At 40.9% G+C, this 26,868-nt stretch carries 28 protein-coding genes and 2 tRNA genes; 23 read left to right on the top strand and 7 right to left on the bottom strand.

What is annotated here, in order from left to right; genetic code table 11:
• Position 1 precedes the first annotated feature (1 nt).
• From PMAN_RS13900 to PMAN_RS13885, 4 genes are all read left to right on the top strand, one after another.
• Positions 2-78: transfer RNA gene (locus PMAN_RS13900), tRNA-Met, on the top strand.
• Positions 79-141: 63 nt separating this feature from the next.
• A tRNA-Met gene (locus PMAN_RS13895) sits at positions 142-218 on the top strand.
• Positions 219-984: 766 nt separating this feature from the next.
• Positions 985-1,599 carry a trimeric intracellular cation channel family protein gene (locus PMAN_RS13890; RefSeq protein ID WP_010557634.1) on the top strand — a complete coding sequence of 205 codons (615 nt, stop codon included), beginning with the start codon at positions 985-987 and terminating at the stop codon, positions 1,597-1,599.
• Between the two features lie 34 nt (positions 1,600-1,633).
• Entirely contained in the window at positions 1,634-3,142 is a 1,509-nt protein-coding gene (locus PMAN_RS13885) for a YifB family Mg chelatase-like AAA ATPase (RefSeq protein ID WP_010557635.1), read from the top strand.
• Positions 3,143-3,182: 40 nt separating this feature from the next.
• Here the strand turns inward: PMAN_RS13885 and PMAN_RS13880 are convergent, their stop codons facing one another.
• Positions 3,183-3,887 (bottom strand): response regulator transcription factor, encoded by a 705-nt coding sequence (locus PMAN_RS13880; RefSeq protein WP_010557636.1) that lies wholly within the window; start codon positions 3,885-3,887, stop codon positions 3,183-3,185.
• Between the two features lie 183 nt (positions 3,888-4,070).
• Positions 4,071-6,566 (bottom strand): alpha/beta hydrolase family protein, encoded by a 2,496-nt coding sequence (locus PMAN_RS13875; RefSeq protein WP_010557637.1) that lies wholly within the window; start codon positions 6,564-6,566, stop codon positions 4,071-4,073.
• A gap of 84 nt (positions 6,567-6,650) precedes the next feature.
• Between PMAN_RS13875 and PMAN_RS13870 the strand changes: the two genes are divergently transcribed.
• Both PMAN_RS13870 and PMAN_RS13865 read left to right on the top strand, forming a co-directional pair.
• Entirely contained in the window at positions 6,651-7,727 is a 1,077-nt protein-coding gene (locus tag PMAN_RS13870; protein ID WP_008129553.1) for a hemolysin family protein, read from the top strand.
• Between the two features lie 121 nt (positions 7,728-7,848).
• Positions 7,849-8,865, top strand: a complete 1,017-nt coding sequence (locus tag PMAN_RS13865; protein WP_010557639.1) for a metalloprotease — start codon at positions 7,849-7,851, stop codon at positions 8,863-8,865.
• A gap of 43 nt (positions 8,866-8,908) precedes the next feature.
• On the opposite strand, the gene PMAN_RS13860 is transcribed toward PMAN_RS13865, so the two are convergent.
• Positions 8,909-10,219, bottom strand: a complete 1,311-nt coding sequence (locus PMAN_RS13860; RefSeq protein WP_010557640.1) for a short-chain fatty acid transporter — start codon at positions 10,217-10,219, stop codon at positions 8,909-8,911.
• A 178-nt stretch (positions 10,220-10,397) separates the two neighbouring features.
• On the opposite strand from PMAN_RS13860, the gene PMAN_RS13855 reads away from it, so the two are divergent.
• Positions 10,398-11,465 (top strand): potassium channel family protein, encoded by a 1,068-nt coding sequence (locus PMAN_RS13855; RefSeq protein ID WP_010557641.1) that lies wholly within the window; start codon positions 10,398-10,400, stop codon positions 11,463-11,465.
• The gene (locus tag PMAN_RS13850; RefSeq protein ID WP_006791365.1) at positions 11,465-11,668 is read left to right on the top strand and encodes a PLDc N-terminal domain-containing protein; all 204 of its coding nucleotides are present in this window, start codon (positions 11,465-11,467) and stop codon (positions 11,666-11,668) included. The genes PMAN_RS13855 and PMAN_RS13850 overlap by 1 nt, the downstream gene beginning before the upstream one ends.
• Before the next feature lie 17 nt (positions 11,669-11,685).
• On the opposite strand, the gene PMAN_RS13845 is transcribed toward PMAN_RS13850, so the two are convergent.
• Positions 11,686-12,144, bottom strand: a complete 459-nt coding sequence (locus tag PMAN_RS13845; protein WP_006791364.1) for an EVE domain-containing protein — start codon at positions 12,142-12,144, stop codon at positions 11,686-11,688.
• 77 nt (positions 12,145-12,221) lie between these two features.
• Between PMAN_RS13845 and tesB the strand changes: the two genes are divergently transcribed.
• The gene (gene tesB, locus PMAN_RS13840; protein ID WP_006791363.1) at positions 12,222-13,079 is read left to right on the top strand and encodes an acyl-CoA thioesterase II; all 858 of its coding nucleotides are present in this window, start codon (positions 12,222-12,224) and stop codon (positions 13,077-13,079) included.
• 19 nt (positions 13,080-13,098) lie between these two features.
• On the opposite strand, the gene plsB is transcribed toward tesB, so the two are convergent.
• On the bottom strand, positions 13,099-15,537 hold the full coding sequence (gene plsB / locus PMAN_RS13835) for a glycerol-3-phosphate 1-O-acyltransferase PlsB (RefSeq protein ID WP_010557642.1): 2,439 nt from the start codon (positions 15,535-15,537) through the stop codon (positions 13,099-13,101).
• 419 nt (positions 15,538-15,956) lie between these two features.
• Between plsB and rpsJ the strand changes: the two genes are divergently transcribed.
• The 12 genes from rpsJ (at position 15,957) to PMAN_RS13775 (ending at position 21,851) form a co-directional block, all read left to right on the top strand.
• Positions 15,957-16,268 carry a 30S ribosomal protein S10 gene (rpsJ, locus tag PMAN_RS13830; protein WP_002957900.1) on the top strand — a complete coding sequence of 104 codons (312 nt, stop codon included), beginning with the start codon at positions 15,957-15,959 and terminating at the stop codon, positions 16,266-16,268.
• Positions 16,269-16,295: 27 nt separating this feature from the next.
• Positions 16,296-16,931 carry a 50S ribosomal protein L3 gene (gene rplC, locus PMAN_RS13825; protein ID WP_006791361.1) on the top strand — a complete coding sequence of 212 codons (636 nt, stop codon included), beginning with the start codon at positions 16,296-16,298 and terminating at the stop codon, positions 16,929-16,931.
• A gap of 17 nt (positions 16,932-16,948) precedes the next feature.
• A complete protein-coding gene (rplD, locus tag PMAN_RS13820) occupies positions 16,949-17,554 on the top strand; it encodes a 50S ribosomal protein L4 (protein WP_006791360.1) in 606 nt (201 codons plus the stop codon).
• A complete protein-coding gene (rplW, locus tag PMAN_RS13815; RefSeq protein WP_006791359.1) occupies positions 17,551-17,853 on the top strand; it encodes a 50S ribosomal protein L23 in 303 nt (100 codons plus the stop codon). The genes rplD and rplW overlap by 4 nt, the downstream gene beginning before the upstream one ends.
• A 15-nt stretch (positions 17,854-17,868) precedes the next feature.
• Positions 17,869-18,693, top strand: coding sequence for a 50S ribosomal protein L2 (rplB, locus tag PMAN_RS13810; protein ID WP_006791358.1), 825 nt, complete (start codon positions 17,869-17,871; stop codon positions 18,691-18,693).
• Positions 18,694-18,708: 15 nt separating this feature from the next.
• A complete protein-coding gene (gene rpsS, locus PMAN_RS13805; protein ID WP_004588689.1) occupies positions 18,709-18,987 on the top strand; it encodes a 30S ribosomal protein S19 in 279 nt (92 codons plus the stop codon).
• 13 nt (positions 18,988-19,000) lie between these two features.
• Positions 19,001-19,333: a 50S ribosomal protein L22 gene (gene rplV / locus PMAN_RS13800; protein WP_006791357.1), complete on the top strand. Its 333-nt coding sequence runs from the start codon at positions 19,001-19,003 to the stop codon at positions 19,331-19,333.
• An 11-nt stretch (positions 19,334-19,344) separates the two neighbouring features.
• A complete protein-coding gene (gene rpsC, locus PMAN_RS13795) occupies positions 19,345-20,046 on the top strand; it encodes a 30S ribosomal protein S3 (RefSeq protein WP_006791356.1) in 702 nt (233 codons plus the stop codon).
• 12 nt (positions 20,047-20,058) lie between these two features.
• On the top strand, positions 20,059-20,472 hold the full coding sequence (gene rplP / locus PMAN_RS13790; protein ID WP_002957890.1) for a 50S ribosomal protein L16: 414 nt from the start codon (positions 20,059-20,061) through the stop codon (positions 20,470-20,472).
• Positions 20,472-20,663, top strand: a complete 192-nt coding sequence (gene rpmC, locus PMAN_RS13785) for a 50S ribosomal protein L29 (protein ID WP_004588692.1) — start codon at positions 20,472-20,474, stop codon at positions 20,661-20,663. The genes rplP and rpmC overlap by 1 nt, the downstream gene beginning before the upstream one ends.
• Entirely contained in the window at positions 20,663-20,920 is a 258-nt protein-coding gene (rpsQ, locus tag PMAN_RS13780; protein WP_006791355.1) for a 30S ribosomal protein S17, read from the top strand. Before rpmC ends, rpsQ begins: the two co-directional genes overlap by 1 nt.
• Before the next feature lie 172 nt (positions 20,921-21,092).
• Positions 21,093-21,851: a hypothetical protein gene (locus PMAN_RS13775; protein WP_242032468.1), complete on the top strand. Its 759-nt coding sequence runs from the start codon at positions 21,093-21,095 to the stop codon at positions 21,849-21,851.
• A gap of 5 nt (positions 21,852-21,856) precedes the next feature.
• On the opposite strand, the gene PMAN_RS13770 is transcribed toward PMAN_RS13775, so the two are convergent.
• Complete coding sequence (locus PMAN_RS13770; protein ID WP_010557644.1) at positions 21,857-22,402, bottom strand: helix-turn-helix domain-containing protein; 546 nt, start codon at positions 22,400-22,402, stop codon at positions 21,857-21,859.
• A 185-nt stretch (positions 22,403-22,587) separates the two neighbouring features.
• Here PMAN_RS13770 and PMAN_RS13765 point away from each other — a divergent pair, with 185 nt between their 5' ends.
• Positions 22,588-23,052 carry a hypothetical protein gene (locus PMAN_RS13765; RefSeq protein ID WP_006791352.1) on the top strand — a complete coding sequence of 155 codons (465 nt, stop codon included), beginning with the start codon at positions 22,588-22,590 and terminating at the stop codon, positions 23,050-23,052.
• Positions 23,053-23,079: 27 nt separating this feature from the next.
• Here the strand turns inward: PMAN_RS13765 and PMAN_RS13760 are convergent, their stop codons facing one another.
• Entirely contained in the window at positions 23,080-24,696 is a 1,617-nt protein-coding gene (locus PMAN_RS13760; RefSeq protein WP_010557645.1) for an endonuclease, read from the bottom strand.
• A gap of 303 nt (positions 24,697-24,999) precedes the next feature.
• Here PMAN_RS13760 and PMAN_RS13755 point away from each other — a divergent pair, with 303 nt between their 5' ends.
• A complete protein-coding gene (locus tag PMAN_RS13755; protein WP_008127115.1) occupies positions 25,000-26,814 on the top strand; it encodes an assimilatory sulfite reductase (NADPH) flavoprotein subunit in 1,815 nt (604 codons plus the stop codon).
• The last annotated feature ends 54 nt before the right edge of the window (positions 26,815-26,868 follow it).

Here is a 26,868-nt window from a genome sequence, read left to right as displayed (position 1 = left end):
GCGCGGGATGGAGCAGCCTGGTAGCTCGTCGGGCTCATAACCCGAAGGTCGTCGGTTCAAATCCGGCTCCCGCAACCAATTTCTTAAATTGGACGCCACGTTGTAATGTAAGCAACGTTAAATAAGTATGCATATTTCAGGCGCGGGATGGAGCAGCCTGGTAGCTCGTCGGGCTCATAACCCGAAGGTCGTCGGTTCAAATCCGGCTCCCGCAACCACTGAAATAAAAGCACTATACAAAGTAACACGCTAAAAGCGTGTTTTTTTATGCCTGAAATTCAGTGAAATGGGTAGCTCGTCGGTCTCAGCTCTCCATTAGCTAGCAAAGGTCGTCGGTTCAAATCCGGCTCCCGCAACCACTGAAATAAACAGATATAGTAAAGCAACACGCCTAAAGCGTGTTTTTTTATGCCTGAAATTTAGTGAAATGGGTAGCTCGTCGGTCTCAGCTCTTCATTAGCTAGCAAAGGCCATCTATTAAAATCCGGCTCCCGCAACCACTGAAATAAAAGCACTATTAAAGTAACACGCTAAAAGCGTGTTTTTTATGCCTGAAATTCAGTGAAATGGGTAGCTCGTCGGTCTCAGCTCTCCATTAGCCAGCAAAGGCCATCTATTAAAATTCGGCTCCCGCAACCACTGAGAAATAAAAAGCACTATTAAAGTAACACGCTAAAAGCGTGTTTTTTTATGCCTGAAATTTAGTGAAATGGATAGCTCGTCGGTCTCAGCTCTCCATTAGCCAGCAAAGGTCGTCGGTTCACTTTCTATAAGCTCAGGCTCCCGCAACCACTGAAATAAAAGCACTATTAAAGTGATATGCTAAAAGCATGTTTTTTATGTCTAAAATTCAGTAATTCTTAATAGCAAAGCTGTTATTACATTTACCACATATACTATACCAATCATTTTAAATTCGTTATTACTTAACACCTCGTGCTGGGTATGTTAAAACGGCTGAAATATTTTTAAGTGTACTTTTACATGACAGAACTGTATCACTGGTTTGATTTAATCGGCATTGCTGTGTTTGCTATTTCAGGCACATTAGTGGCCTACGAGAAAAAAATGGATGGTTTTGGGGTGGTAGTATTAGCAACAGTGACCGCTATTGGTGGGGGAACTGTTCGCGATGTGATTCTAGACGTTCCTGTATTTTGGCTACATGATCAAAGCTATTTTTTTGCTATTTTAGCTGCTGTACTTATTACATCTCGGCTTATTAATAAGCAAAAATCTATTCCGTATTACACACTTCAAATAGCAGACGCATTCGGCTTGGCTTTTTTTGCTGTAATGGGCACTCAAAAAGCACTACTTGCAGGCATGCCAGAAATGACAGCAATCATAATGGGAGTCATAACGGCTTGTTTTGGAGGCTTAATACGTGATGTACTCGCCCGCGAAATCCCTATGCTGTTAAAAGGAGAGCTCTATGCCATTACCTGTATTGCGGGTGGTATTGTTTATACACTTAGTATGTATTTTTCATTTGTGACTGAGCTGGCGATGGTATTGGCAATGTTGATGACATTATTCTTACGTTTTTCAGCAATAAAATGGAAAATCACATTACACGTTTTTAAATATCCTGACTAAACTTACTTAATCATAGGATTGATTAGGATAAGGAATGTCATTAGCTCGTATATATTCTCGTGCTCAGGTAGGTATTAATGCCCCTGAAGTTATTGTAGAGGTTCACTTAGGAACTGGTTTACCCGCATTCCACATTGTAGGCCTTCCCGAAGCCTCTGTTAAAGAGTCAAAAGACAGAGTGCGCAGCGCGCTTGAAAACTCTCAATTTGGTTTCCCTGATCAACGCATTACTGTTAATTTAGCCCCAGCTGATTTACCCAAAGACGGTGGCCGGTTTGATTTGGCCATTGCCGTAGGCATTTTGGTAGCATCAGGGCAAATAGTGTGCCCTGATATTCATAAATATGAGTTTTACGGTGAGCTTGCACTCAACGGTGAGGTACGTGGAGTAAATGCTATTTTGCCCTCTGTGCTTGCAGCTAAAGAACAAAACCGCTGCTGTTTTTTACCCATAGCTAATGATAGCCTGGCAAGCCTTGTAAATGGCGTAAAGCGCAAAGCGGTAAGTTCGATTCAAGAAGTATGGGGTGATTTACTAAACCAGCAGCCGTTGCCGTTAAATATAGAGTATCCAGACTGTACGCAGTCACCTGACTTTTTACTCGATTTGAGCGACGTAAAGGGCCAGCCCGGGGCTAAACGTGTATTAGAAATAGCTGCTGCAGGCGGTCACAACATGCTATTTTTAGGTCCACCGGGAACCGGTAAATCAATGCTTGCTCAGCGAATGGCCACAATAATGCCGGCTATGTCTGATGATGAGGCGCTTTCAACTGCTGCACTTTATTCAATTATTGGTCATTCAATCGATTTAACAAACTGGCGGCAACGCCCTTTTCGTAATCCTCATCATACCTGCTCGGCGGTTGCATTAGTGGGGGGGTCATCAAACCCTAAGCCGGGTGAAATTTCGCTGGCACACAATGGGGTATTATTTTTAGATGAACTACCAGAGTTTGAGCGTAAAGTACTCGACTCCCTTCGTGAGCCAATGGAAACCGGTACGGTAACTATTTCGCGTGCGGCGCGGCAAATGGAGTTTCCTGCACAGTTTCAGCTCATTACAGCGTTAAACCCCAGTCCTACTGGAAGCCACACCGATAAAAGAGCAACACCCGATCAAGTTATACGTTATTTATCTCGTGTATCAGGCCCATTTGTTGACCGTATTGATTTGCAAATAGAGCTACCACGGTTAACCAGCGTGGAGCTGCAAAGCACTAAGCAAGAAGAAACCAGCGCACAAGTGCGTGCACGGGTAGAAGCAGCTTATTACATACAGTTAAAACGCCAAGGCAAAGTGAATGCGCGGCTAAATAATAAAGAAATGAGTATTTACTGTGAGCTTGCCCCAGCAGAGCTGCAGTTTTTAGCTAAGGCCAGTGAAAAGCTGTCTTTATCGCCGCGCTCTTACCATAGAGTTATTAAAGTAGCGCGTACGATTAGTGATTTAAAAGGGAATGAAAAAATTAGTTTAGACGATTTAAAAGAGGCATTAAATTACAGAGCCTTTGAACGCTTAATTGCTCAACTCACCAAGTAACCAGAGTTGAGTATGAATAGCGTAAACCGCTTTTTAACAGCTATATAGAGAGCATGTAGCCTTTGCCACGGACTGTGACAATACGCTTTTGATCTTTTTCATCGTTTAGTTTTTTACGTAATCGACCAATAAGAACATCGACTGTACGATCGTTAGGGCTCCAATCTGGTTGGCCTATTTCTTCAGATATTTTTTCACGTGAAGTGGCTTTACCTGCATTACTTATTAAGCAAATAAGTACTTTGTGCTCTGCTTCAGTCAAACGTGATTCAACACCCGAGGAGGTAATAAGGGTGCGATTATCGGGGTGTAATTTAAAGTCGGCGTATTCAATAAACTCTTCACTTTCGTCGCTATCCATATTAACGGCAACGCGTTTATATAAAGCGCGCATGCGCAGTTCAAGCTCAAGCAAGTCAACAGGCTTACAAATATAGTCGTCAGCACCTTGGGCAAGGCCTGCTATTCGATCTGCTTGTGAATCACGACTAGAAAGCACAATAACACCAATATCTGTTAGTGTGTTAAGTTCTTTGGCGAGCTGAAGGCCGTCTATTTTAGGCAGTACAATATCAATAATAGCGAGGGTAAATGCATCACGCAGGTTTACTCGCTGCCTAACGATGCTCAATGCATCAGCGCCAGTTGAGTCTACTTCTATTGTAAATTCGGTCTCTGCAAAGTGATTTTGAATGCGTTTAACGAGTATTTCATCGTCTTCAACCAATAAAACATTAATAGCCATAGTACTTTATTTTAAATGCTTGTAGCTTTGTATGGTAGCACCATTAGGTAAATACTGAGAAGGGGTTACATGCTAGTTTTAAGTAACTTAATATTTCAAAAATATTAAAATAATTATAAAAAATCAAAAAAGCGCCCCATATTCAAGGGCGCTTTTCATAAAGATATAAAATTCCGGTTTAAATTACTTATTCTCGTACATTGAATCCCACCATTGTGGTTCGTCTTTTAGTTTTTTATCAAAATATGCCAACATAGTATTCCACCAGTTAAAGCGCTTATCGCGCGCAAAAATTTGATGATCGGCGCCTTTATACTCAATAAGCTCCACGTCTTTATTTAGTAGTTTAAGTGCGGTGTACATTGTTAAGCTTTCGCCTACGGGTACGTTAGTATCACTGTCACCGTGAATAAGCAGTAATGGTGTAGTTACTTTGTCTGCATGAAACACTGGGCTATGTTGGCTATACAGATCGGCGTTATTCCATGGGAAGCTGTTTTTAGATGCTTCACCAGAGTATAAGTAGCCCCACCACCCTTCGCCCCAATAAGAGGTTAAGTTTGAAATACCGGCATGGGAAATAGAAGCGCTAAATAAATCGGTTTTTGTTGCCAATAGCATGGTCATAAAGCCACCATAAGAGGCACCTAAATTACCGACCTTAGTGTTATCTACGTAGTCGTATTGTTTCAAAAAAGCCTGTGTTCCTTCGATAATATCGTCGGCGGTGTAATCACCCCATGCATTGACGTGTTGTGCTGAGAACTTTTGTCCAAAACCTGTCGCGCCGGTAGGTTGCACTACATAAACCACATAGCCGTTTTCGGCCCATAAGTTAAATGGGTAACGGCCAGTAAAACTGCGGGTAACAGGTGATGTACCACCGTAATAATAAACAAGTGCAGGGTACTTTTTAGTTTTATCTAGGTTACTTGGCACATAAACACGCCCGGTTATTTCAACGCCACTTTTATTAGTAAAGTTAAACTCTTCAAGGGTGGGTATTGTTGTATTAGCATAAGCAATTGGTTTTGAATCCCAAATAAGATCGGTTTTGTTTTTACTGATATTAAGGCGTTTGAGCTGTTGCGGTGCTAAAGCACTTGTGCCGGTGATTAACACTTGTGAATTGCGCCCATGTGAAACGCTAAATTTTTCTACAATATCCACATTGGTATTTAACTTTTTAAAGCGCTGCTTACTGAGGTCGAATAGATACAATGGCTGAGTGTCTTTTTCGGTCACTTTAAGTACCGCATCGCCGCTTTCTAACACGCTTAGCTGACCAATTGATGGGTCAAATTGTTTACTGAGCGCAGTAACATTTTTACCGTTGTTAGTTAACAGGTAAAGCTGTCCGTCGTAGTTATTAGCAAGCATTGACTTTGGCAACGCTCTGCCAGCGCCATTTTTAAAGTCGGGGCCTGCAACAACATACACGTCTTTGTTTGCGTATTTTGCTTGGTTAAATGTTTTAAATTTACCAAGTGACAAGAGCTTGTTTGATTTTATATCCAGCTCAACGAGCTCTGTCTCAGGGTGAGTAGACGCTTGCATGGCCATAACCGAACGGCTCATTAATATTTTTCCACGCGTACTATTTAAATCTTCAAAGCTATGAGAAAGCGGGCCTTGGCTAAGTGCTTTTGTTAAGCCACTTTTAGTATCAAGCATATAAAGTTGGCTGGTAGTGCGCGCATATGACCAACGATCTTGAAGGCCTTTATAATGCTTGGTTAAGTTGTTGCTACTCTCTGGTGATTTTGACCAGCTAAATACTAGGCTGGTGTCGTTAAAAAAGGTGAAGCCACTGGCGCCGGCTAAGTCGTTTGCCAGTGTTTTAATGGCTAAACTTTTTCGATTAAGTTGTTTAAGCTCACCCTTTAATAAATACACTAAGTACTGATTATCTGGGCTCCAAATAATATTGCTTGGTTGTCCATCTTCAAATCGATATACAGTTGAGTTGTCGGTATTTTTTAACTCGGTAACCAAGTTGGCTTGATTTTGAGTTTTATCGTCGTAAGTGCGCTTAGTGGTTATGTATTGCTCTGCGTTAGGCGCTAAAGATATATTACTCATGGTTGGCGCATCAAACAGTTGCTTTGCTGATAAGCGCTTTGTGTATGATGTATTTAGCGTAATTTTATCAGTGTCACTCTTAGGGGTGAAATCAATAACCACATCATTCCAGTTTGCGACTTGTTGCGCCAAAATAATAACGCTGTGAGTGGAGTTAGTTAATGCAAGCTTATAACTATTTTTATCCCCTTTTTGGGGTTCGCCATTAATAAATAATTGCCCATTTTCAACCCCTTTCAATGTTAAGGTGCCTTGTGTAAAACGCACTGTTTCAATATTAAATTTTAGTGCTTGTAGTCCGCCAAGGGTGAGTGCGCTTACTTTATTGAATGGCTGCCAGCTTTGTTTTTTACCGAAAATAGAAAAACTGTCTGAGTTTGCTTGTAATTGTGGCAAAAGGTTGTTGATAATGGCTGAGCCATGCGGCGTTTGAAAAGGTTTTAATTGCATATCTTCGGCCAAGGGGCCGATAAATTGCATTTTTGATTTGTCCAATGGTTCAGCAATTGCTGCAAAGCTTAAACTGCTAAAGGCTAATAAACCTAAGGCTCGTTTAAATTGCTTGTTGCGGTAAAACCAAGGTGCATTAAATTTCATTATTGTGCCTGTTATTATTGGGTATTTGGTCAAATATAGCATGTATTGTTACCATGCTCACATATCCAATATAAAGGAGAAAAAGTGACTTTACTGATTGTTTATATGGTTGTGGCCATTGTTATTTCGTTTTTGTGCTCTGTGATGGAAGCGGTGCTGTTAAGCATTTCGCCAAGCTATGTTGCATCACTCAGAAAAGAGCAGCCTGTGCTTGCTAAGCAGCTTGAAAAACTAAAAAATAATATAGATCAGCCACTGGCAGCCATTTTGACTTTAAACACCATCGCGCATACAGCGGGTGCGGCGGGTGTGGGGGCGCAAGCGGCCGTGGTTTTTTCTGATGCTGCAGTGGGGATTGCCTCAGCAATTATGACCTTATTGGTATTGGTTCTTTCTGAAATTATTCCAAAAACTCTGGGTGCTAATTACTGGCGAGCCTTAACGCCAAGTGTTACCTACTCTTTACGGTTTTTGGTAATTTCGCTAAAGCCCTTTGTATGGTGTGCGCAAAAGTTAACAAACCTAATGGGGCCAAAGCACGACGAGGCTTACTATATTCGCCAAGAAATAGAAGCCATGGCCGATATTGGCACTGAATCGGGCGCTTTGCACGAAGATGAGTCTGAAATTATTCGTAATCTTTTACATTTTAGGCATGCAAAATTGTCTGATTTAATGACGCCGCGCACAGTTATTTTTAAAGTACATAAAGACTTAACAGTAAACCAATATTTAAATGAGCACGGTTCGTCATCGTTTTCCCGCGTATTAATATTTGATAAAGATGCCGACGACATTGTCGGTTTCGTGCATAAAAACGATATTATGTTGGCGTATCATCGCTTAGGCACCGATTATAAAATCAGTAAGCTGATCAAACCAATTTATACAGTACCCACATCTCAAAATGTATCGTCATTATTGCAAACGCTACTAACTCAGCGTACGCACATATGTTTAGTCGTGGATGAATATGGAGAAGTGCGCGGCATAGTAACGCTTGAGGATATGATTGAATCACTAATGGGCTTAGAAATAGTCGACGAACGCGATCAGTCAACCAATATGCGTGCAGTGGCAAAGCAACGCTGGCGTAAGCGTTTGGCCAGCAGTGCGCATATTGTAAGTGAAGAAGACGAACATCCTGAAGAAGAAAAGTAACCTTTCACTCGCAGCGTTAGCTATTGTTAGGTACTTAAATTTAATACAATAGTTAACGCCTGCCCTCGTGTTTTTTTAGCCAAACGTTATACTAGCGCGATTATTTTAAATGGCTTTAATTATGATAAGAATAGACCTAACCTTGGCTGACCAGCCATTTTCATTAATGGTTTCTGGGCAGCAAATAGTACAAGTATTTCATAACCAGCAAGCTATTGCGTTTGATACTCCTCGAGAACATTACTATCAATTTAACTTTCAAGATAAATTAATAGGCATAGATACCAGCACAACTGCCGAGCAAAGTATTTCGTTATTTGTAGATGAGCAATTTGCTACCCAGCTCGCTTTACCAGCCCCAGTTAATGGTGAACCTAAAAGGGGTTTTTTAGGTTTTGCTGCGTTAGGTTTTAAACTATTTAAAAGCGCAAAAGTAGTAAAGGCTGCGTTGGCAGGTGCATCTGTTGCTGGGTATGCCTGGTTATTTAGCATTGAATTTGCGCTTATGCTTATTGCGTGTTTAGTGGTGCATGAGTATGGGCATGTAAGAGCTATGAAGTACTTTGGCATAAAAACCAAAGGTATTTACTTAATCCCATTTGTGGGTGGCTTAGCTGTCAGTGACGATAAAATAACAACCCGCTGGCAAGATGTGGTCATATCGCTCATGGGGCCTGCTTTTGGCTTAATAACCTCTGTGTTGGGTGTTGTTTTATATTACGCCACGGAGATGGAAATATTTGCTGGTGTTGCGGTACTCAGTGCATTGCTTAATTTATTTAACTTACTGCCAATTTTACCGCTAGATGGTGGCCATGTATTAAAGAGTATCAGCTTTTCTATGCGCTCATGGATTGGACTAAGTGTATGCTTGCTGGGTGTGTTTTTTGGCTTATGGCTTAGTTATACATTTGGCTTAATGTTACTGGTGTTCTTTTTATTTGTTGGCGCATTGGAAATTATATTTGAATGGCGCGGACGACATTACTCGCATTTAATACCACTAGATAAATACGGACAAGGTTTTTCAGCCGTTATGTACGCACTTGTAGTTGCAGGGCATGTAGCAGTGATGATGCATTTTGCAGATTCTGACAATCCAATACTCAGTTTGCCGATGACAATTTTGTCTAGCTGATAATTGTGCGCGCAGTTAATTTTTAACTACGCGCAAAGCTTTATTAATAAAAGCTCAATACCAGCGATATAAATACCCCAGTAATAATAAGTTGTACCACGCAAAAGCCCATAATATCTCTTGCCTTTAGGCCCGCTATAGCCAATACGGGCAGTGCCCAAAAAGGTTGAATTAAATTGGTCCACGCATCGCCCCATGCCACAGCCATAGCAACACGGGATATATCGGCGCCCAGCTCTTGCGCTGCGGGTATTACAATAGGTGCCTGTACAGCCCATTGTCCGCCACCTGAGGGCACAAACATATTAACGAGTCCTGCACTAATAAAACTATAAAATGGCAAGCTATCGGCATCCGCAATGGCAATAAAGCCTTGTGATATTTCTTGTGCTAATCCTGTATCGACCATGACCGCCATAATACCGGCATAAAAAGGGAACTGAATTACAATTCCCGCACCACTCGGAATTGCTTGTTGTAAGCTATTAAGCACATTGTGAGGAGTTTGATGTAGCGTAATAGCTAAAAATAAAAACAGGGCAATTACACTATTGAGGTTTAAGCCGCCACCAGAGATAAAAAAGTAATAGCTTAAGTAGGCAAGCCCCATTAAGCCAATGCCCATACCTAGCAGTTTGCTTTGTTCTAAATGTTGCGAAGGACGCGTTATTTTACTTGCTGCAGGTGTGCGGGTGTTTAATAGGGTTGGATCGATATAAACGCTGTCGTTGTCATTGGGTAACATGTAGCGATTTACTAATGGGACGATAATAAATAAACCAATCAAAATGGCAATATTAAAACCTGCAAATAAGGTTTGATCTGTACTCACAATACCAATACTTGCCTGTGAAAAGTGTCCTGGTGTTGCAATAGTTAGCGGAATTGAACCTGCAAGGCCGCCATGCCATACAACAAAGCCAGTATAGGCACTAGCTACTAATAATCGATAATCTACACGGGTATGTTTTGCAATAGCTTTGGCAAACAATGCACCAATAACAAGGCCAAATCCCCAGTTTAGCCAGCTCGCTAAAAGTGAGATAAAAGTAACTAATATAATTGCTTTAGGCGCGGTGTTGGCTAAGGTTGCTAGTTTTTCTAATACTTTGCTAATGAGAGGTGTACTTGCCAGCATGTAGCCTGTAATAAGTACAAGCAGCATTTGCATAGCAAAGCTCAATAGGTTCCAAAACCCATTGCCCCACGCGTGCAGTACATTAATACTGCTGGAAGGGGTAAATATACTGGCAGCGGCAAATGTAATAAGTGTAAGCAAAATTACAAATATAAATGGGTCGGGTAGGTAACGCTCAACCAGTTTTGTAAATGGGGTGGCTATTCTATTAAGCATAAAAATACAGTTTAGTGTTTGTTTGTAGATTAATTAATCACGAAATGTGGTTATGTGCAAATCACAATTAGTATTACACGGAGGAGTTTTACACTGTCTATACCTTAAACGTTGATTAAAACTAAGGCATACAGTAACGTACTGTTTATAGATAATTTAATAACAAAGATTTTGTATTATGCCAGTGATATTTAAAAGGTTAGCGTTACTTGTGCGCGCTCATATTGATCAATTGAGCTGGCAAGCAGTGACCTTTGCAATTTTAACTCATATGCTCGTAACCTGGTTGCTACTGTATGCTGCCAACGAACAGGCATTAACGTCTATAACCACTTTTTTTTACTATTACACAGTGACAACGTCAACAGTAGGATATGGTGATTTTAGCCCTACAACAGAGCTTGGTCGATGGGTGGTTGCTTTAATACAAATTCCGTTTGGTTTAGCTTTATTTGGTGTTTTGCTTGGAAAAGCAGGGCAAACTGTTACTTATTTAATTAGGCACGCTATGACTGGTGATAAAGATTTTGCTCACAGTAATAACCACATCATTATTTTTGGTTGGCACGATACCAGAACTAAAAAAATGATTGATTACATTTTGGCGGATACAAAGCGCACTGAACGTCGTATTTTACTCGCGGTAACAGAGCAGATGGATCATCCGTTTTTAGCAAATGAGCAGGTTGATTTTGCGCGTCTTTCTAGCTTTACTGATTTAGCAGAGTTAGAGCGTGTAGCAATAAGTCACGCCGATAAAGTAATTATTGATGGGCAAGACGACGACCAAACATTTACTACTGCGCTGCGTATTAGCCGCTTAGTAAAAGATGAGTGTCATATTAGTGCTCACTTTTTAGATGAAACCAAGGTCGATATGCTACTGGAGCATTGTCAAAATATAGAATGTAGCAGTGCTAAGTCGGCTGAAATATTAGTTCGTTCAATGCAAGACCCCGGCTCTAGTCGAGTACAAGAAGAGCTGCTTTCTACATTACATGGTGATACACAATTTAGCTTAAAAGTACCCAGTGGCTGTAAGGAAATGGAATTTGGCACCTTGTTTCATCATTTTAAAAGGCAGCACGACGCTATTTTGTTGGGTGTTGCACATAACTTGAGTGCTCAAAATATGGACTTAAATCCACCTTTGGATTATAAAGTGAGTGAAGGTGATATTCTCCACTATATTTCTGTTGAGCGTGTATTGAGCGGCGAAGTTGATTGGTCAAGCTTGGAAAAATAATGAATGAAGTTATATTTTTAATTGTTATTTTAAGTGCGTACATTTTACCTGTAGTCATTGTACTAAACAGTAAACGTACGCAAGGCCACGAAAAAAACGGTTGGCTCATCGGTATCATCTTTTTTTCGTGGTTAGGGCTTATTATGTATTTTGCCATTGTGCCCAAACACGGGCACAAAAAGAAAAAAGCAGTAAAAAAATAAGCGCAACTCGACCTTTACTATTTGGCCATTTTTATAATTTCATTCCAATCGTGTTCTGTTACGGGCATAACCGATAATCTTCCTGCTTTTTTTAGTGCCAACTCTGTAATACTGTCGTTTGCTTTTATAGATTTTAAGCTAACCAGTTTATTCAAATGTTGGTGGTAGGTTACGTCAACGACTACCCAACGCGGTGAATCGCTGGTGGCTTTAGGGTCATAATAATCGCTATTTAGGTCAAATTGAGTAGGGTCTGGATAGGCCGCGCTTGTTATCTTTGCTATACCCGCTACACCTACGTTTTTGCAGCTTGAGTGATAAATCATCACTAAATCGCCTTCTTTAACATCATCACGCAAAAAGTTTCGGGCTTGGTAATTTCGTACACCTTCCCATAATGTTGTTTGATTAGGTGCGTGTTTTAGGTCGTCAATTGAAAAAGCATCGGGTTCGGTTTTAAACAGCCAGTAAGCCATAGTTGTATTCCTAACAAAGATTTACATAGTTGTAGTCTATAGTATCATTAAGTTATTAGGGAATTGAGGAACATATAATGAGCCAAGTTTTAGATGATTTATTATCGTTATTAACACTTGAAGAAATAGAGCAAGGGTTATACCGAGGGCAAAGCCAAGATTTGGGTTTTAGAGCTGTTTTTGGTGGTCAGGTTATGGGGCAAGCGCTATCAGCAGCAAAGGAAACCCTACCGGCTGGACGTATTGTTCACTCTTTACATTCTTACTTTTTACGCCCAGGGGATGCTGCTAAACCTATCGTTTACGATGTTGAAACTATTCGCGATGGCAAAAGCTTTAGTACCCGTCGTGTAAGTGCAATTCAATACGGCAAGCCTATTTTTTATATGACTGCATCTTTTCAGGCGGTTGAAGACGGACTTTCGCATCAGGCAACGATGCCAGATGTACCGCAACCGGAAGAGCTACGTTCGTCGCTTGAGTTTTATCAAGAAAATGCTGAGCATATACCCGAGGTAATTCGTAATAAATTTATTCGCGAAATGCCTATTGAAATGCGCCCTGTGACATTTCATAACCCCTTTAAACCAGAAGCGATTGAGCCAGTTAAACATATTTGGTTTAGAGCAAATGGTGATATGCCCGATGATCAGCGTATTCATAATTACTTATTGGCTTATGCGTCTGACTTTGAGTTTTTACCAACGGCATTACAGCCGCATGGCGTGTCGTTTATGCAGCCAAATATGCAGGTCGCAACAATTGACCATGCAATGTGGTTTCATCGCTCGTTTAGATTAGACGACTGGATTTTATACACCATAGACAGCCCGAGTGCGAGCTCAGGCAGAGGGCTGGTAAGAGGGCAATTTTTTGATCGCCAAGGCAACTTGGTTGCCTCAACAATTCAAGAAGGGGTTATGCGTCAGCGCTAACCCTATCTATGTATAGCGGCTAGTTACACTGGTCTTGAACAATGTCGCTAATAGATTGCCATATACGGGCAGGTAGCAATGTTTTAAGTTGTGAATAGGTTTCGCACAATTGCGTACTGCCCACCAAGCCATTGTCGCCTTCTGTAACAAGCCCTTCACCACGTAAGTTATCGATAAAACCAACCAGTACTTTTTTATCAAAAAACTCCGGTGTTTTAATGCCGTGTAACGTGCCTAAGCGATCTGCTAATACTTGGCTTTCTCGCTCAAGCTCAGCCTTTTCAATGCCATTACTCGTTTGTATAAAACCAATCACAATGGCGTAGCGTTGCAGGGTAAAACTTAATGCTCGCCCTAGCATTTCTAATTTTGCTAAGCAGTCGTTGGTATTAGTAATGTGTATATTGTCGCCATCAAATTCAATTAAGTTTTGATCAGCAAAATTGGCCAAGATACGCGTAATGTAGTTTTCATCAAGGGGCTGTAAATACCATTCTTTGGCAAATAGTGGATAAAACGAATGTACTAATTGTTCACACTGCTTAATTGTTGTTGTGTGCTGCTTAAATAAGTGCAATGCCAACAAGCTAGGTACTGCAAATAGATGCAAAATATTGTTACGGTAATAATTAAAGAGTGTTTTTTCTTTATCGCTAATGGCAATAATTTCGCCAAACTCATCACTTATCACATCAAATTTGTTAAGTTTTAAGGCATGTGTAAGAAGTTGCTCAGGCGTTTCGTCAGGCGCGGTTACTTTATCGCTATAACTTGCATCACGCTGTAGGCGTAAGTAAAAATCGAGCTGAGCTAATAGTTTTGGTTTACTTAAAGCATGCTTGTCGTTTACTAGCAATACCATTGCTAATAAGTTAACAGCATTTAATGCCGCTGCATTATTAATTTTAACCATAACTTGGTCTGCTAAGGCTGCGACTTGTGGGCCTAACCACTGAGGTTTTTGTACGTCAGTTGGGTGAACCGCGTCGCGCCAGTCGGGTTGGTTATCATTTAAATATTGGTTAACAGAAATAGGATCGCCGAAATTTAGGTAACCACGTCCGTAGTTTTTAAGGTTTTTTATCGCTTTAAAAATACCAAATACCGATTCGCCTTTCTTATCTTTTCCAGCAAGCTCTTTAAGGTACGTATTTATTTCCATGACATGTTCGTAGCCAATATACACAGGGACTATAGATACTGGTCGGTCGATACCGCGTAGCATGGCTTGAAAGGTCATTGCAAGCATACCTGTTTTGGGCGGTAACAAACGCCCCGTACGGCTACGCCCACCTTCTGTGTAAAACTTAACTGAGTAACCTTTAATAAACAACTGACTCAAATATTCTTTAAAAATAGCTGAGTACAGTTTATTGCCTGCAAACGAGCGGCGAATAAAAAACGCACCCGAGCGGCGAAATATGCCACCGGCCGGGAAAAAGTTAAGGTTAACACCTGCAGCTATATGCGGTGGCACCAGACCTAAATGGTAAATAGAGTAAGTAAGAAGCAAGTAGTCCATATGGCTACGATGACAAGGCATGTAAATAATTTCATGGCCTTTATTAGTTAGTTCATGCAATTGCTCTGTGTGTTTTATGTGTATGCCGTTGTATAGCTTATTCCAAAGCCATGTTAAAAAGCGATCAGCAACGCGTATCATTGCTTCAGAATAGTTTGCGGCTATTTCATCAAGTAGCTTAAGCGCATTTTGACGTGCCTCGGTTTGGCTAATATTTTTAGCTTTTGCTTCATCTTGAATGGCTTTTTTTATTGTTGGCGAAGCAAGAAGAGAGTTAAACAATTGCTCGCGCGATGGCATTTTAGGGCCAGTGGCTGCCAGTTTTTGACGCTTAAAGTGAACCCGGGCAACACGTAGTAATTTCTGTGGTAGCTCATTTACATCAGCTTTTTCATTTACAATAAGTGATAAGTCGAGTGGTTGGCTAAAGCGAATAAAGTTATCGCGACCAGAAAACAACACAACAAAAAACTTTCTAAACCAGCTTGGTGTAACCGAATGCGTTATTAAAGTACGTAATCCTGGTTTTTCTTTACCTGGATCGCGTCCCCATAAAATAGTTGCAGGTATCACTTGTACATTTTTTTGGCCACTATTTATAAGGTGATCAACTATTTGTTTGCCTTGTGCCAGTGCATTGGTTGGTTTTGCTGTATCGCCAAATAAAGGTGGTGGATTTTTAATACCAATAAATCGCTCTAAATGTTCATCACCTAATATTTGCTCTTCAGTAGGACTAGGTAAGCCGTGTTTTTTACAAGCATGAGCCAGCGCCGCAAGATCAAAACGAGAATTTAAACGCACTATATAAAATGTAGGGTAATCAGGATTTAAATCGTACTGTTTAATAGGGTTTTCTGGAAGGACTTTGCTTTTAACAAATAAGCGACTAAATCCAGCAGATAAAACGTTTAAACAATAATTAAAAATACGCATCGACTCACCATATTGAGGGTGTTAAAAAGCAAAATTAGCGTGATAGGATACCATATTATCTAAAAAATCGCTTCTTTACGAAATGAGATTAGTTAATGCAGCTATTGACCCGCATTGAAAAATTTAGTTCCAGTATAGTCACATAATATAAGCTGGCACTTATTTAGACGAATTAATCATTGATACTTTGTTTTGAATTAGTTGTTGCATTTATCACCAATACCTCTATAATACGCAGGCTTTCAAAATTCCCCCGGGAACTTGAAAGGATAAATTAAGCTTGGATTTCAAGCTAATAAACAGGAGTTCCGATTTGGAACTCAACGTAGATATAATCAAACAGCCGACATCTTAATAATTAAGATTGTTTCGGTCGTTTTTTTATGCTCTTTTAAATGCTCTTTATATTGAGGTTAAGAATGTCAAATCAACGCATTCGTATTCGCCTAAAAGCTTTTGACCACCGTTTGATTGACCAATCAACGGCAGAAATCGTGGAAACTGCGAAACGCACTGGCGCACAAGTACGTGGTCCAATCCCACTACCTACACGCTTTGAACGTTTTACTGTACTTACTTCACCGCACGTAAACAAAGATGCGCGTGATCAGTACGAAATCCGCACCCATAAACGTCTGATAGACATCGTAGAACCAACTGACAAGACTGTTGACGCGCTTATGCGTTTAGATCTTGCTGCTGGTGTTGATGTTCAAATCAGCCTGGGTTAATCGGAAGATTAGAGAGGTTTTAGGAAAATGGCATTAGGTCTAGTCGGTCGTAAAGTGGGTATGACACGAATCTTCACTGAAGATGGTGTATCTATCCCTGTGACAGTTATTGAAGCGACACCTAACCGCATTGCTCAGATCAAATCTGACGCAACAGACGGTTATAACGCGCTTCAAGTAACCGCAGGCACTAAAAAAGCAAGTCGTGTAAACAAAGCTTCAGCGGGTCACTTCGCTAAAGCTGGCGTTGAAGCGGGTCGCGGTCTGTGGGAATTCCGCCTTAACGGTGGTGAAGGCGATTTTGAAGTAGGCGCAGAGCTTACTGTTGAGTTATTCAACGAAATCAACAAGGTTGACGTAACCGGTACTTCTAAAGGTAAAGGTTTCCAAGGTGGTGTTAAGCGCTGGAATTTCAGCATGCAAGACGCTACACATGGTAACTCTCTATCTCACCGTGCTCCTGGTTCAATCGGTCAAAACCAATCACCTGGTAAGGTGTTTAAAGGTAAGAAAATGGCCGGTCATATGGGTGCTGAGCGTGTAACGACTCAAAACTTAGAACTAGTTCGCGTTGACGCTGAGCGTAACTTGCTTTTAGTGAAAGGTGCAGTACCTGGATCTATCGGCGGTGACGTTATCGTTAAACCAGCTGTTAAAGCATAAGTCCTGGAGATTTAGTGATGGAATTAGCAATCAAAGACGCTTCTGGCGCTCTTGAAGTTTCTGAAGCTACTTTTGGACGTGAGTTTAACGAAGCATTAGTACACCAAGTAGTTGTTGCTTACGCAGCAGGTGCTCGTCAAGGTACTCGTGCTCAGAAGACACGTTCTGAAGTAAGCGGTGGTGGTAAAAAACCATGGGCTCAAAAAGGTACTGGCCGTGCACGTGCTGGTACAATCCGTAGTCCAATTTGGCGTTCAGGTGGCGTTAGCTTCGCAGCTAAACCACAAGACCACAGCCAAAAAGTAAACCGTAAAATGTACCGTGGTGCGATCAAAAGCATCCTATCTGAACTAGTTCGTCAAGAGCGTTTAATCGTTGTTGAAAGTTTTGGTCTTGAAGCACCAAAAACTAAAGATCTAGTAGCTAAGCTAAAAGAGCTTGAGCTTAAAGATGTACTTATCGTGACTGAAGAAGTAGATGAAAATCTTTTCTTATCAGCACGTAACCTTTATAAGGTTGACACGCGTGATGTAGCTGGTATCGATCCTGTAAGCTTAATTGCTTTCGACAAGGTACTTATTACAGCCGCTGCTGTTAAGCAACTTGAGGAGGCGCTAGCATGATCCGTGAAGAACGTCTTTTAAAAGTGATCCTTGCTCCACACATCTCTGAAAAAAGCACAATTGCTGCTGAAGAAAACAACACGATTGTTTTCAAAGTAGTAAATGACGCAACTAAAGCTGAAATTAAAGCAGCAGTTGAGAAGCTTTTTGAAGTAGAAGTAACGGGTGTTCGCACACTTAACGTTAAGGGTAAAACAAAACGTACTGGCATGCGTTTCGGTCGTCGTAGCGACTGGAAGAAAGCTTACGTTACTCTTAAAGAAGGCAGCGAGCTAGACTTTGTCGGCGGCGCCGAGTAATAAGGGGATAGAATTATGGCACTTCAAAAGTGTAAGCCTACTTCTGCGGGTCGTCGTCACCTAGTTAAAGTGGTTAACTCTGATTTACATAAGGGTAAGCCATACGCACCACTTTTAGAGAAAAACTCTAAATCAGGTGGTCGTAATAACAATGGTCGTATTACGGTTCGTCATATCGGTGGTGGTCATAAACATCATTACCGTTTAATCGATTTTAAACGTACTAAAGATGGCATTCCAGCTACTGTTGAACGTTTAGAATACGATCCAAATCGTAGCGCAAACATCGCTCTTGTATTATATGCAGACGGTGAGCGTCGTTACATTATCGCACCTAAAGGCTTAAAAGCTGGTGATGCAATCCAGTCTGGTGTTGATGCACCAATCAAAGCTGGTAATGCACTACCAATGCGTAATATGCCTGTAGGTTCGACTGTTCACAACGTAGAATTAAAACCAGGTAAAGGTGCACAAATCGCACGTTCTGCTGGTGCTTACGTTCAAATTCTTGCACGTGATGGTCAGTATGTAACATTACGTCTTCGTTCAGGCGAAGTACGTAAAGTTGAAGCTGATTGTCGTGCTACACTTGGTGAAGTTGGCAATGCTGAGCATATGCTTCGTTCACTTGGTAAAGCAGGTGCAAACCGCTGGCGTGGTATTCGTCCGACAGTTCGTGGTGTTGCCATGAACCCGGTTGATCACCCACACGGTGGTGGTGAAGGTCGTACTTCTGGTGGTCGTCATCCTGTGTCTCCATGGGGTAAGCCGACTAAGGGTGCGAAGACGCGTAAGAACAAGCGTACGGATAAATTTATAGTACGTCGTCGTACTAAGTAATATTGAGGAATAGCCATGCCACGCTCTCTCAAGAAGGGTCCTTTTATAGACCTACACTTGCTGAAGAAGGTAGAGAAAGCTTTGGAAAGCGGTGAGAAAAAGCCAATTAAAACTTGGAGCCGTCGTTCAATGATCATACCTAACATGATCGGATTGACCATTGCTGTCCATAATGGTCGCCAGCACGTACCAGTTTTCGTTTCTGACGAAATGATCGGTCACAAACTAGGTGAATTTGCACCAACTCGCACTTACCGTGGCCATGCTGCGGATAAGAAAGCGAAGAAACGTTAAGAGGGGAAGATAAATGCAAGCATTAGCTAAACATAAATTCGCCTCTGGTTCGGCGCAAAAAGCACGTCTAGTTGCAGATCAGATCCGCGGGTTACCTGTCGATCGCGCACTAGAAATCCTGGCGTACAGCCCGAAAAAAGCGGCTGTATTAGTTAAGAAAGTACTTGAGTCTGCTATTGCTAACGCAGAGCATAACGAAGGTGCTGACATTGATGAGCTTCGTGTAACTACGATCTTTGTGGACGATGGTCCTACAATGAAACGTATTATGCCTCGTGCTAAAGGACGCGCAGACCGCATCCTTAAGCGTACAAGCCATATCACTGTTATGGTTTCAGATAGCTAGGAGTATAAGTAATGGGACAAAAAGTTCATCCTACTGGTATTCGCCTAGGTATATCTAAACCTTGGGTTTCTACCTGGTACGCGAGTTCTAAAGATTTCTCTGATCAGCTTTTTGGCGATCACAAAGTTCGTGCATTCCTTACAAAGGAATTAAAAACAGCTTCTGTGTCTAAAATCGTTATTGAGCGTCCAGCAAAATCAATCCGCGTAACAATCCACACGGCTCGTCCGGGTGTTGTTATCGGTAAAAAAGGCGAAGACGTAGAAAAATTACGTCAAGCAGTAACTAAAATCGCTGGTGTACCTGCTCAGATTAATATCTCTGAAGTACGTAAGCCAGAACTTGATGCACAACTAGTAGCAGACGGCATTGCCTCTCAACTAGAGCGTCGTGTTATGTTCCGTCGCGCTATGAAGCGTTCGGTACAAAATGCAATGCGCATCGGTTCAAAAGGGATTAAAGTTGAAGTTAGCGGTCGTCTTGGCGGCGCAGAAATCGCACGTTCAGAATGGTATCGTGAAGGTCGTGTACCTCTACATACTCTTCGTGCTGATATCGACTACGCAACTTCTGAAGCCTTAACCACTTATGGTATCATTGGTGTTAAAGTTTGGATCTTCAAAGGCGAAGTTATTGGTGGTTTACCACTAGTACAAGAGCAAGAGAAGCCAGCTAAACGCGCACCAAAGAAAGCCAAGAAAAGTGCTAAGTAGAGGTAGCGAGTAATGTTACAGCCAAAACGTACAAAATTCCGTAAAATGCACAAAGGCCGCAACCGCGGTTTAGCGCAAAACGGTAACAAAGTAAGCTTCGGTACTTTCGGATTGAAAGCTACTGGCCGTGGCCGCATGACTGCTCGTCAAATCGAAGCAGCTCGTCGTGCTATGACGCGTCACGTGAAACGTCAAGGTAAAATCTGGATTCGTGTCTTCCCTGACAAACCGATTACAGAAAAACCTCTTGAAGTTCGTATGGGTAAAGGTAAAGGTTCTGTTGAATATTGGGTTGCTGAAATTCAGCCTGGTAAAGTACTTTACGAAATGGAAGGTGTTTCTGAAGAGCTTGCTCGTGAAGCATTCGACCTTGCAGCTCGTAAACTGCCATTCAAAACAACTTTCGTAACTCGGACGGTAATGTGATGAAAGCAAGCGAACTAAAAGACAAAAGCGTAGAAGAGCTTAATGCTGAACTTCTAGGACTTCTTCGTGAGCAGTTTAACCTGCGCATGCAAGCAAGCACTGGTCAGTTAGCTCAGACACACACGCTAAGAACAGTACGTCGCGATATCGCGCGTGTAAAAACAATTATTAACCAGAAGGCAGGTCAATAATGAGCGATAAAATTCGTACTCTTCAAGGCCGTGTAGTTAGCGACAAGATGGAAAAATCTTTCACTATCGCAATCGCACGTTACGTGAAGCACCCAATCTATGGGAAATTCATTAAACGTACAACTAAGCTACACGTACATGACGAAAACAACACAGCAAAAGCGGGTGACGTAGTTACTATCCGTGAATGTGCACCAATTTCTAAGAATAAATCTTGGACTTTAGTAGACGTTGTTTCTAGTCCAAAACAAGCTTAATTTTTAATTAAGTTAGTTTTGTAAAAAAGCCCCGGCATTAGCTGGGGCTTTTTGTATTTAGTACCGCAGTAAAGTAACTTATTGATAATTTTTAGACCGACAATACCCCTTTTTAAATGAACTAAACCTGCCCAGTTATACTCATAAAGTAAGCTGTTCACAGGGAGTTGATGTGTTGAAAGGTAACTATAAAGCGTGGGGTATATCAATTGGTTTACATATTGTTGTTATTTATTTGGTTTCGAGGCAAACGGTTGAGATAGCACAACCATACGCAGGCAAAGTGATAAAAGCGTATGTAATGGTGGACCTTACAACATTACCCAGTAATACAAAAAGCAAACAGCCGAATGCTTCACTCCCTGAAAATGATACCGAGCTTGATGCAAGTGAGTTAACACCTAAGCCGCTTAAAGGGCGTGACTTTGAGAACGCTCAGCAATTAAAATTAAACTTACCAGAGAATGCCACTGAGACAAGTAAAAGCATTGCCATAAGCACTGATAGAAAAAAGCATAATGTAAATAAAGCCGCGATTGAGCCTATAAAAAATAAGGTTAATTCAAAAGCTCAGCAGCCATTTAAAAAAATTGATCCATACGCATCAATAACTCCGTTTTCAATTTCCAGTAATGCTATTGTATCCTTTGATTTCCCGCAGATAGCAACTTTGCCAAAGAGCAAAAATCACCAGCACATAACGGTTCCAATTGACCATTCTAGTGATTTAAAATCAGCGGTTTTGTGGCAAAGCGCAGATGGTAGTCAGCGGGTGGAAATGTACAAAGGTATGTGCTACAAGATTGATTTTAATGGTGTTATGGGTAAAGTAGGCTTACCAACGGGATCGCCAAGGCCATGCAAAGATAACGATCGTATTCTATATAATAAAATAATGGATAAGTGGAACGCTAAAAAGCCTATTAAGTAGTGTGTTTAAACTTTATTAAGAGGCTTAATTAATAAATGCTTTTTAGAAAAAGCGGCAACGACAACAGATAGCAAAATACAAAGCGTGGAGCCTACAATTAAAAAGCGGTTTTCAATCCGGCTAACTTGTCTCTCACCTAAAATTTGGTAAATAACATCACCTTCAATAAATCGCTCGCCTTGGTAGTGCTGACTGACGTTGAACGCTACAAAATCGCCTAATTTGGCCTGATAAGTAAAGTAAGTCTCCGGGTAGAAAATTTCATAGGTTGCGCATAACCACATTACGAGACCAGTAATGAGCATAATTAAACTTACAAACAGCCTTTTTTTAATCTGTGTGCTTTGTAATGTTTTTGATAGTAAATACTTATCTAAACACGCTTTGCCATAGCAAAATTCGAGCTTTTCAATTACCTCAGCGGACGGAATAAATTGTCCATTTTCAAGCTTAGATAAGTAAGATTGTTGAATACCAATCTCGCGTGCAGCAAATGCTTGCGTCCATTTTTTATTTGCTCTTAATTGCTTTAGCTCAATTCCTAGCGACAAGTTGCTTCCTTACCTTGTTTAATGCTCATTTATTTATTATCGCTAAAAATGGTGTGTTTAAATAGCCCAATAAGCAATATTCATTACTATGAATTAAAAGAATATTATGAATATTAATAAGTTAAGTTTTAATAGGTGATAAATTGGTTATCCTAGGCAGACTAAATAATAAAGGAGTATAACGAATGAAAATGTACTTTTATAAAGCGGTAATGGGGATTACTTTTGGGTTTTTATCCTCAGCGTGTATTGCAGAGCCAGTATTTGCGATTAAAGCCACTATTTACAAGCTAGAGAGTAAAATAACCATAGATAGCAAAATAGATGAAACATTAAAAAATTTACAACCGATTCACCAACCTCAGTTATTAGCTAACTTAAATAAAAGCGCATTAATAGAAATAGGCGACGGTGAACAGCTAACAGCACTTGAGGTAAAAACAAATGAACAAGGAAGTTTTTATAATGCGAGCATGAAGCTCAAAGAAAAAGTAGATAGCGATTGGCAGTCTATTACGTCTTTCATGCCTAATATTCCCAATGGGCAAACTGTATATTTTAGCCGCACATTTACAGACAGCGTATGGGTGATTAAATTAACGGGAAAGCGCTATGAGTCTATTGCACTTGGTCAGGCGAGTTTTAAATAGCCTCAGCCTTGGCTGAGGCTATATTTTCTACCAAATCATTTCTACAAATTCAGGGTAGTCGATAAACGGATTACGGTTACCTTGAAATTCAAATGCTGCTTGGTTTCGATCTATTTCCATTTGGCTAACAGGGTCTGCGTTATGCCAGTTGATTAACATAGCAACAACCCAGCTTTCAAATACCTGCGAACTGGTGCCGTTAAGAACCGCATTACTTGCAGTGGTATTATTTTGCCACGTCCCAATCACATTTTCATAGCGTGTAGCCATGTAAAAATAGGCACGGGCAAAGTCACCTTTAAACTCATCAATGGGTTCAAACACTGTGCCCGTGTAATTAATGGCACTACTTGCAGAACCTAACTTACTGCCATTAGTTGATGTAAACGTGGCGCTTGCCACTTCACCAAACGGAAAGTTGCTGCGTTTAGAGTTTACATAGCCATCGGTTGCATAAATATGATGAACATCTGAGTTCATAGGCTCATTAGTACCGCCAAACCAACTTTTAGGGAACGAATGCTCGCGGTTGTAACAACCACCTTCGCCACTGTAATTGCCACATTGATCGCTAACGGCTGTGTATGTGTAGCTATCGTTGCCATTTGGCTTTTCACTGTACATATCTAAAATACTATTATCGTTTTCAAAGTATGTATCGCGAGCCGATGAATCATAAAAGTTCCATATTGCAGAGTACCCCTGCGAACTATGATTATTAATGATGTTATAAAGCTCAGTTTTTAATGCGTAACCGGTTAGGCCTTGTGTTGTAACATAATAACCTGTTGGTGTTGTGGGGGTACCACCAGAGCCACCGCCAAGCGAAAATGAAGTACTTTCAGCGTTGCTGAAGCTTGCGCCACTTGCCAGGGTTGAACCACCACTAGTGAGTGCATAATTACCACTACCAAAACTACAGCAGATACCATCACCGTAGCTGTCGTTAATAGTAAAGGTATAGGCGCCATCAGCTAAACACAGTGCTTCGTTATATTGTGTATTAGACGCATAGCCACTACCGCTTGCAACCGTGCTACCTTGGTTATTATTAATAGCCCAGCTTGTTTCGCTACCATAATTATCTGTCGTCAGACTAAAAGAGAGACTATTGCCCGAGCAACTCCCAGAGCTACTGTTGTTACTTGTAGGTAGAAAGTTATCTACATAGACAAGTTCATTGCCATCAAAGCCACTAACATCATAAAAGCGTAGGCCAACATTAATGGTTTTATTGCTACTTGCTGTATAGCTGTGGCTAATTGTTTGCCATTGATTAGTTTGCGTATTATTGGAGTAGCCTTGGTAACCATCTACGAATAAACGGGCTTTAACTTTTCCTTCTGTGTGGTAAACATCAGTTGAAAACGCATAGGTTTTTCCTGCTTCTACCGTTATTTGTTGTAATAAATCGGTGTTAGCCTGAGAGCCTGTGGTTACATTAACTGCTGCTGCACTATTACCTGTTTTAACAATATTTGTTGAGCGCGATAGGCTAATACCGCTATCTATTGTGCTCCACGCGTCAGGTGTATTGCCTGACCATTGCTCAAAACTGCCATTTTCTACATTTGCCATTACCGGAAGTGTGCCAAGTAATAAGGCTGTTCCGAATAGTTTATTTTTATATGTCCCGTGTGACATGATTGTTCCTATTTTTATAATGAGTGAATAATATACATTACTTTGTTTAGGTTACAAAATTGTTAATTTAAAATTTAATAAAAGGCAATAATCGCTCTTTAATCTGTTTTTTTAGGTGTTTTTTAAAATTAATAACTAAATGGAATATCAAAGCAGATTCTATTCTTTTTTGATAAGTCGATAGCCCGTTATCCTGCACAGTAAGAAAACCTCAGCAAACTTATATCGGCTGAGGAAAAACTCATTTTTAACAATACACGGTGTGTGTTGTGCTTAATTTTCAGGGTTATGGGGAATCGATTCATGTTGTTAGGTCAACTAAATGCTGCGGCAAGCCCGCTATCGCAAGAGCAAGTTCAAAAGCTGCAAGGTTTAGTGGCTGAGCTTAATCCAATACAACAAGCGTGGGTAAGTGGTTACTTAGCAGCTAATGCAAATGCTTCAGCACTTGGTATGCCTACGGCTGGCACATCAGTAACGGGCGATGCAGCAGTATTAACTATTTTATATGGCTCACAAACGGGTAATGCAAAAGGTGTTGCAACCCAAATGAAAGAGCAAGCTGAATCGCGTGGTTTATCAGCCAAATTAGTGAGTATGTCTGATTACAAACCAACGGCCCTGAAAAAAGAAAAGTTTTTAACCGTTGTTGTATCGACTTACGGTGAAGGTGAACCGCCTGAAGATGGCGAAACGTTGCACGCATTTTTAGCCACTAAAAAGGCCCCTAAACTCGACGGTGTTAAAATAGCTGTCATTGGTCTAGGTGATTCTAGCTATGAGTTTTTCTGCCAAACAGCAAAAGATTTTGAAGAGCGTTTAAATAAGTTAGGCGCTGAGTCAGTTTACCAACGCGCTGATTTAGATGTTGATTACGAAGAAGAAGCTGCAACATGGATACAAGGCGCACTGGATGCATTTGAACCAGATTTAAAAGCGCAACAGGGTAACGCAGGTGGACAAGCCGCGGTTATGCCATTTGGTGCACCAACGCCTGCAGCTAGCCAGTACACAAAGCAAAATCCATTTGAAGCCGAATTATTAGCCGTTCAAAAAATTACCGGGCGTGATTCAACAAAAGATGTACGCCATGTAGAAATTTCGCTCGAAGGCTCTGATATCACTTACACACCGGGTGACTCACTGGGTGTATATTTTTTAAATGATGAGGCGTTAGTTGATGAAGTGCTAGAACTTACCCAAATTGATGGTTCTAGTCGCGTTAAAGTTGCGAATGAAGAATTGAGCGTGCGTGATGCGCTTATCGAAAAATTAGAGCTAACGCAGTCATATCCGGGTTTTGTTGAAAAATACGCAACAGCAACAGGCACACCTGAGCTCTTAAAGCTTGTAGAAGATAAAGCAGCAATGCGTGCTTACATTGAGCCACGCCAAATATTTGATGTTATTCGTCAAAATCCAGCAAAACTAGATGCACAAATATTAGTTGATTGCTTACGTAAGCTTCAGGCTCGTTTATATTCTATAGCGTCTAGCCAAAGCGAAGTTGAAGACGAAGTGCATTTAACGGTTGGACTTGTTGAGTTTGATACTTTTGACAGCGAGCACTTAGGTGGTTGTTCTGGTTATTTAGCGCGTCGTGCTGAAGAGGGCTGCAAAGTAAAAGTATTTAGCGAACATAATGACAACTTCCGTTTACCGGCTAACGATGAAACACCTATTATCATGGTGGGTCCAGGTACTGGTATTGCGCCATTCCGTGCATTTTTACAAGAGCGTGATTCGCGTGAAGCACAAGGTAAAAACTGGTTGTTTTTTGGTAACCCACACTTTACTCAAGACTTTTTATACCAAGTAGAAATTCAGGGGTATTTAAAATCGGGCTTATTGAGCAAAGTCGATGTGGCATTTAGCCGTGACCAAGCCGAAAAAATCTATGTACAAGATAAGCTTCGCAAAAACTCAAAAGACATTTTTGAGTGGTTAGAAGCTGGCGCTCACTTTTATGTATGTGGAGACGCAAACCGCATGGCAAAAGATGTACATCAAGCATTGGTTGATATCATTAAAGAAAATACGGGTAAAAATGATGAAGACGCAGAGCAATATTTAAAAGACCTGCGTAGCGCAAACCGCTATCAGAAAGACGTGTATTAATCACGTTTCTTATTTTATTAACAGCTAACAGCCGTCACTGTAACAAATTTAGGA

The sequence above is a fragment of the Pseudoalteromonas marina genome (assembly GCF_000238335.3).
Lineage (GTDB): Bacteria > Pseudomonadota > Gammaproteobacteria > Enterobacterales > Alteromonadaceae > Pseudoalteromonas > Pseudoalteromonas marina.
The sequence above is the reverse complement of the archived record's forward strand: the minus strand, read 5'-3'. Positions and strand labels throughout refer to the sequence as shown.

What these genes read in the sequence shown, in the direction of transcription:
- PMAN_RS13890 (WP_010557634.1), top strand. Translation starts at nt 985, where the DNA reads ATGACAGAACTGTATCACTGGTTTGATTTAATCGGCATTGCTGTGTTT.
- PMAN_RS13885 (WP_010557635.1), top strand. Translation starts at nt 1,634, where the DNA reads ATGTCATTAGCTCGTATATATTCTCGTGCTCAGGTAGGTATTAATGCC.
- PMAN_RS13880 (WP_010557636.1), bottom strand. Translation starts at nt 3,887, where the DNA reads ATGGCTATTAATGTTTTATTGGTTGAAGACGATGAAATACTCGTTAAA.
- PMAN_RS13875 (WP_010557637.1), bottom strand. Translation starts at nt 6,566, where the DNA reads ATGAAATTTAATGCACCTTGGTTTTACCGCAACAAGCAATTTAAACGA.
- PMAN_RS13865 (WP_010557639.1), top strand. Translation starts at nt 7,849, where the DNA reads ATGATAAGAATAGACCTAACCTTGGCTGACCAGCCATTTTCATTAATG.
- PMAN_RS13860 (WP_010557640.1), bottom strand. Translation starts at nt 10,219, where the DNA reads ATGCTTAATAGAATAGCCACCCCATTTACAAAACTGGTTGAGCGTTAC.
- PMAN_RS13855 (WP_010557641.1), top strand. Translation starts at nt 10,398, where the DNA reads ATGCCAGTGATATTTAAAAGGTTAGCGTTACTTGTGCGCGCTCATATT.
- PMAN_RS13850 (WP_006791365.1), top strand. Translation starts at nt 11,465, where the DNA reads ATGAATGAAGTTATATTTTTAATTGTTATTTTAAGTGCGTACATTTTA.
- PMAN_RS13845 (WP_006791364.1), bottom strand. Translation starts at nt 12,144, where the DNA reads ATGGCTTACTGGCTGTTTAAAACCGAACCCGATGCTTTTTCAATTGAC.
- tesB (WP_006791363.1), top strand. Translation starts at nt 12,222, where the DNA reads ATGAGCCAAGTTTTAGATGATTTATTATCGTTATTAACACTTGAAGAA.
- plsB (WP_010557642.1), bottom strand. Translation starts at nt 15,537, where the DNA reads ATGCGTATTTTTAATTATTGTTTAAACGTTTTATCTGCTGGATTTAGT.
- rpsJ (WP_002957900.1), top strand. Translation starts at nt 15,957, where the DNA reads ATGTCAAATCAACGCATTCGTATTCGCCTAAAAGCTTTTGACCACCGT.
- rplC (WP_006791361.1), top strand. Translation starts at nt 16,296, where the DNA reads ATGGCATTAGGTCTAGTCGGTCGTAAAGTGGGTATGACACGAATCTTC.
- rplD (WP_006791360.1), top strand. Translation starts at nt 16,949, where the DNA reads ATGGAATTAGCAATCAAAGACGCTTCTGGCGCTCTTGAAGTTTCTGAA.
- rplW (WP_006791359.1), top strand. Translation starts at nt 17,551, where the DNA reads ATGATCCGTGAAGAACGTCTTTTAAAAGTGATCCTTGCTCCACACATC.
- rplB (WP_006791358.1), top strand. Translation starts at nt 17,869, where the DNA reads ATGGCACTTCAAAAGTGTAAGCCTACTTCTGCGGGTCGTCGTCACCTA.
- rpsS (WP_004588689.1), top strand. Translation starts at nt 18,709, where the DNA reads ATGCCACGCTCTCTCAAGAAGGGTCCTTTTATAGACCTACACTTGCTG.
- rplV (WP_006791357.1), top strand. Translation starts at nt 19,001, where the DNA reads ATGCAAGCATTAGCTAAACATAAATTCGCCTCTGGTTCGGCGCAAAAA.
- rpsC (WP_006791356.1), top strand. Translation starts at nt 19,345, where the DNA reads ATGGGACAAAAAGTTCATCCTACTGGTATTCGCCTAGGTATATCTAAA.
- rplP (WP_002957890.1), top strand. Translation starts at nt 20,059, where the DNA reads ATGTTACAGCCAAAACGTACAAAATTCCGTAAAATGCACAAAGGCCGC.
- rpmC (WP_004588692.1), top strand. Translation starts at nt 20,472, where the DNA reads ATGAAAGCAAGCGAACTAAAAGACAAAAGCGTAGAAGAGCTTAATGCT.
- rpsQ (WP_006791355.1), top strand. Translation starts at nt 20,663, where the DNA reads ATGAGCGATAAAATTCGTACTCTTCAAGGCCGTGTAGTTAGCGACAAG.
- PMAN_RS13765 (WP_006791352.1), top strand. Translation starts at nt 22,588, where the DNA reads ATGAAAATGTACTTTTATAAAGCGGTAATGGGGATTACTTTTGGGTTT.
- PMAN_RS13760 (WP_010557645.1), bottom strand. Translation starts at nt 24,696, where the DNA reads ATGTCACACGGGACATATAAAAATAAACTATTCGGAACAGCCTTATTA.
- PMAN_RS13755 (WP_008127115.1), top strand. Translation starts at nt 25,000, where the DNA reads ATGTTGTTAGGTCAACTAAATGCTGCGGCAAGCCCGCTATCGCAAGAG.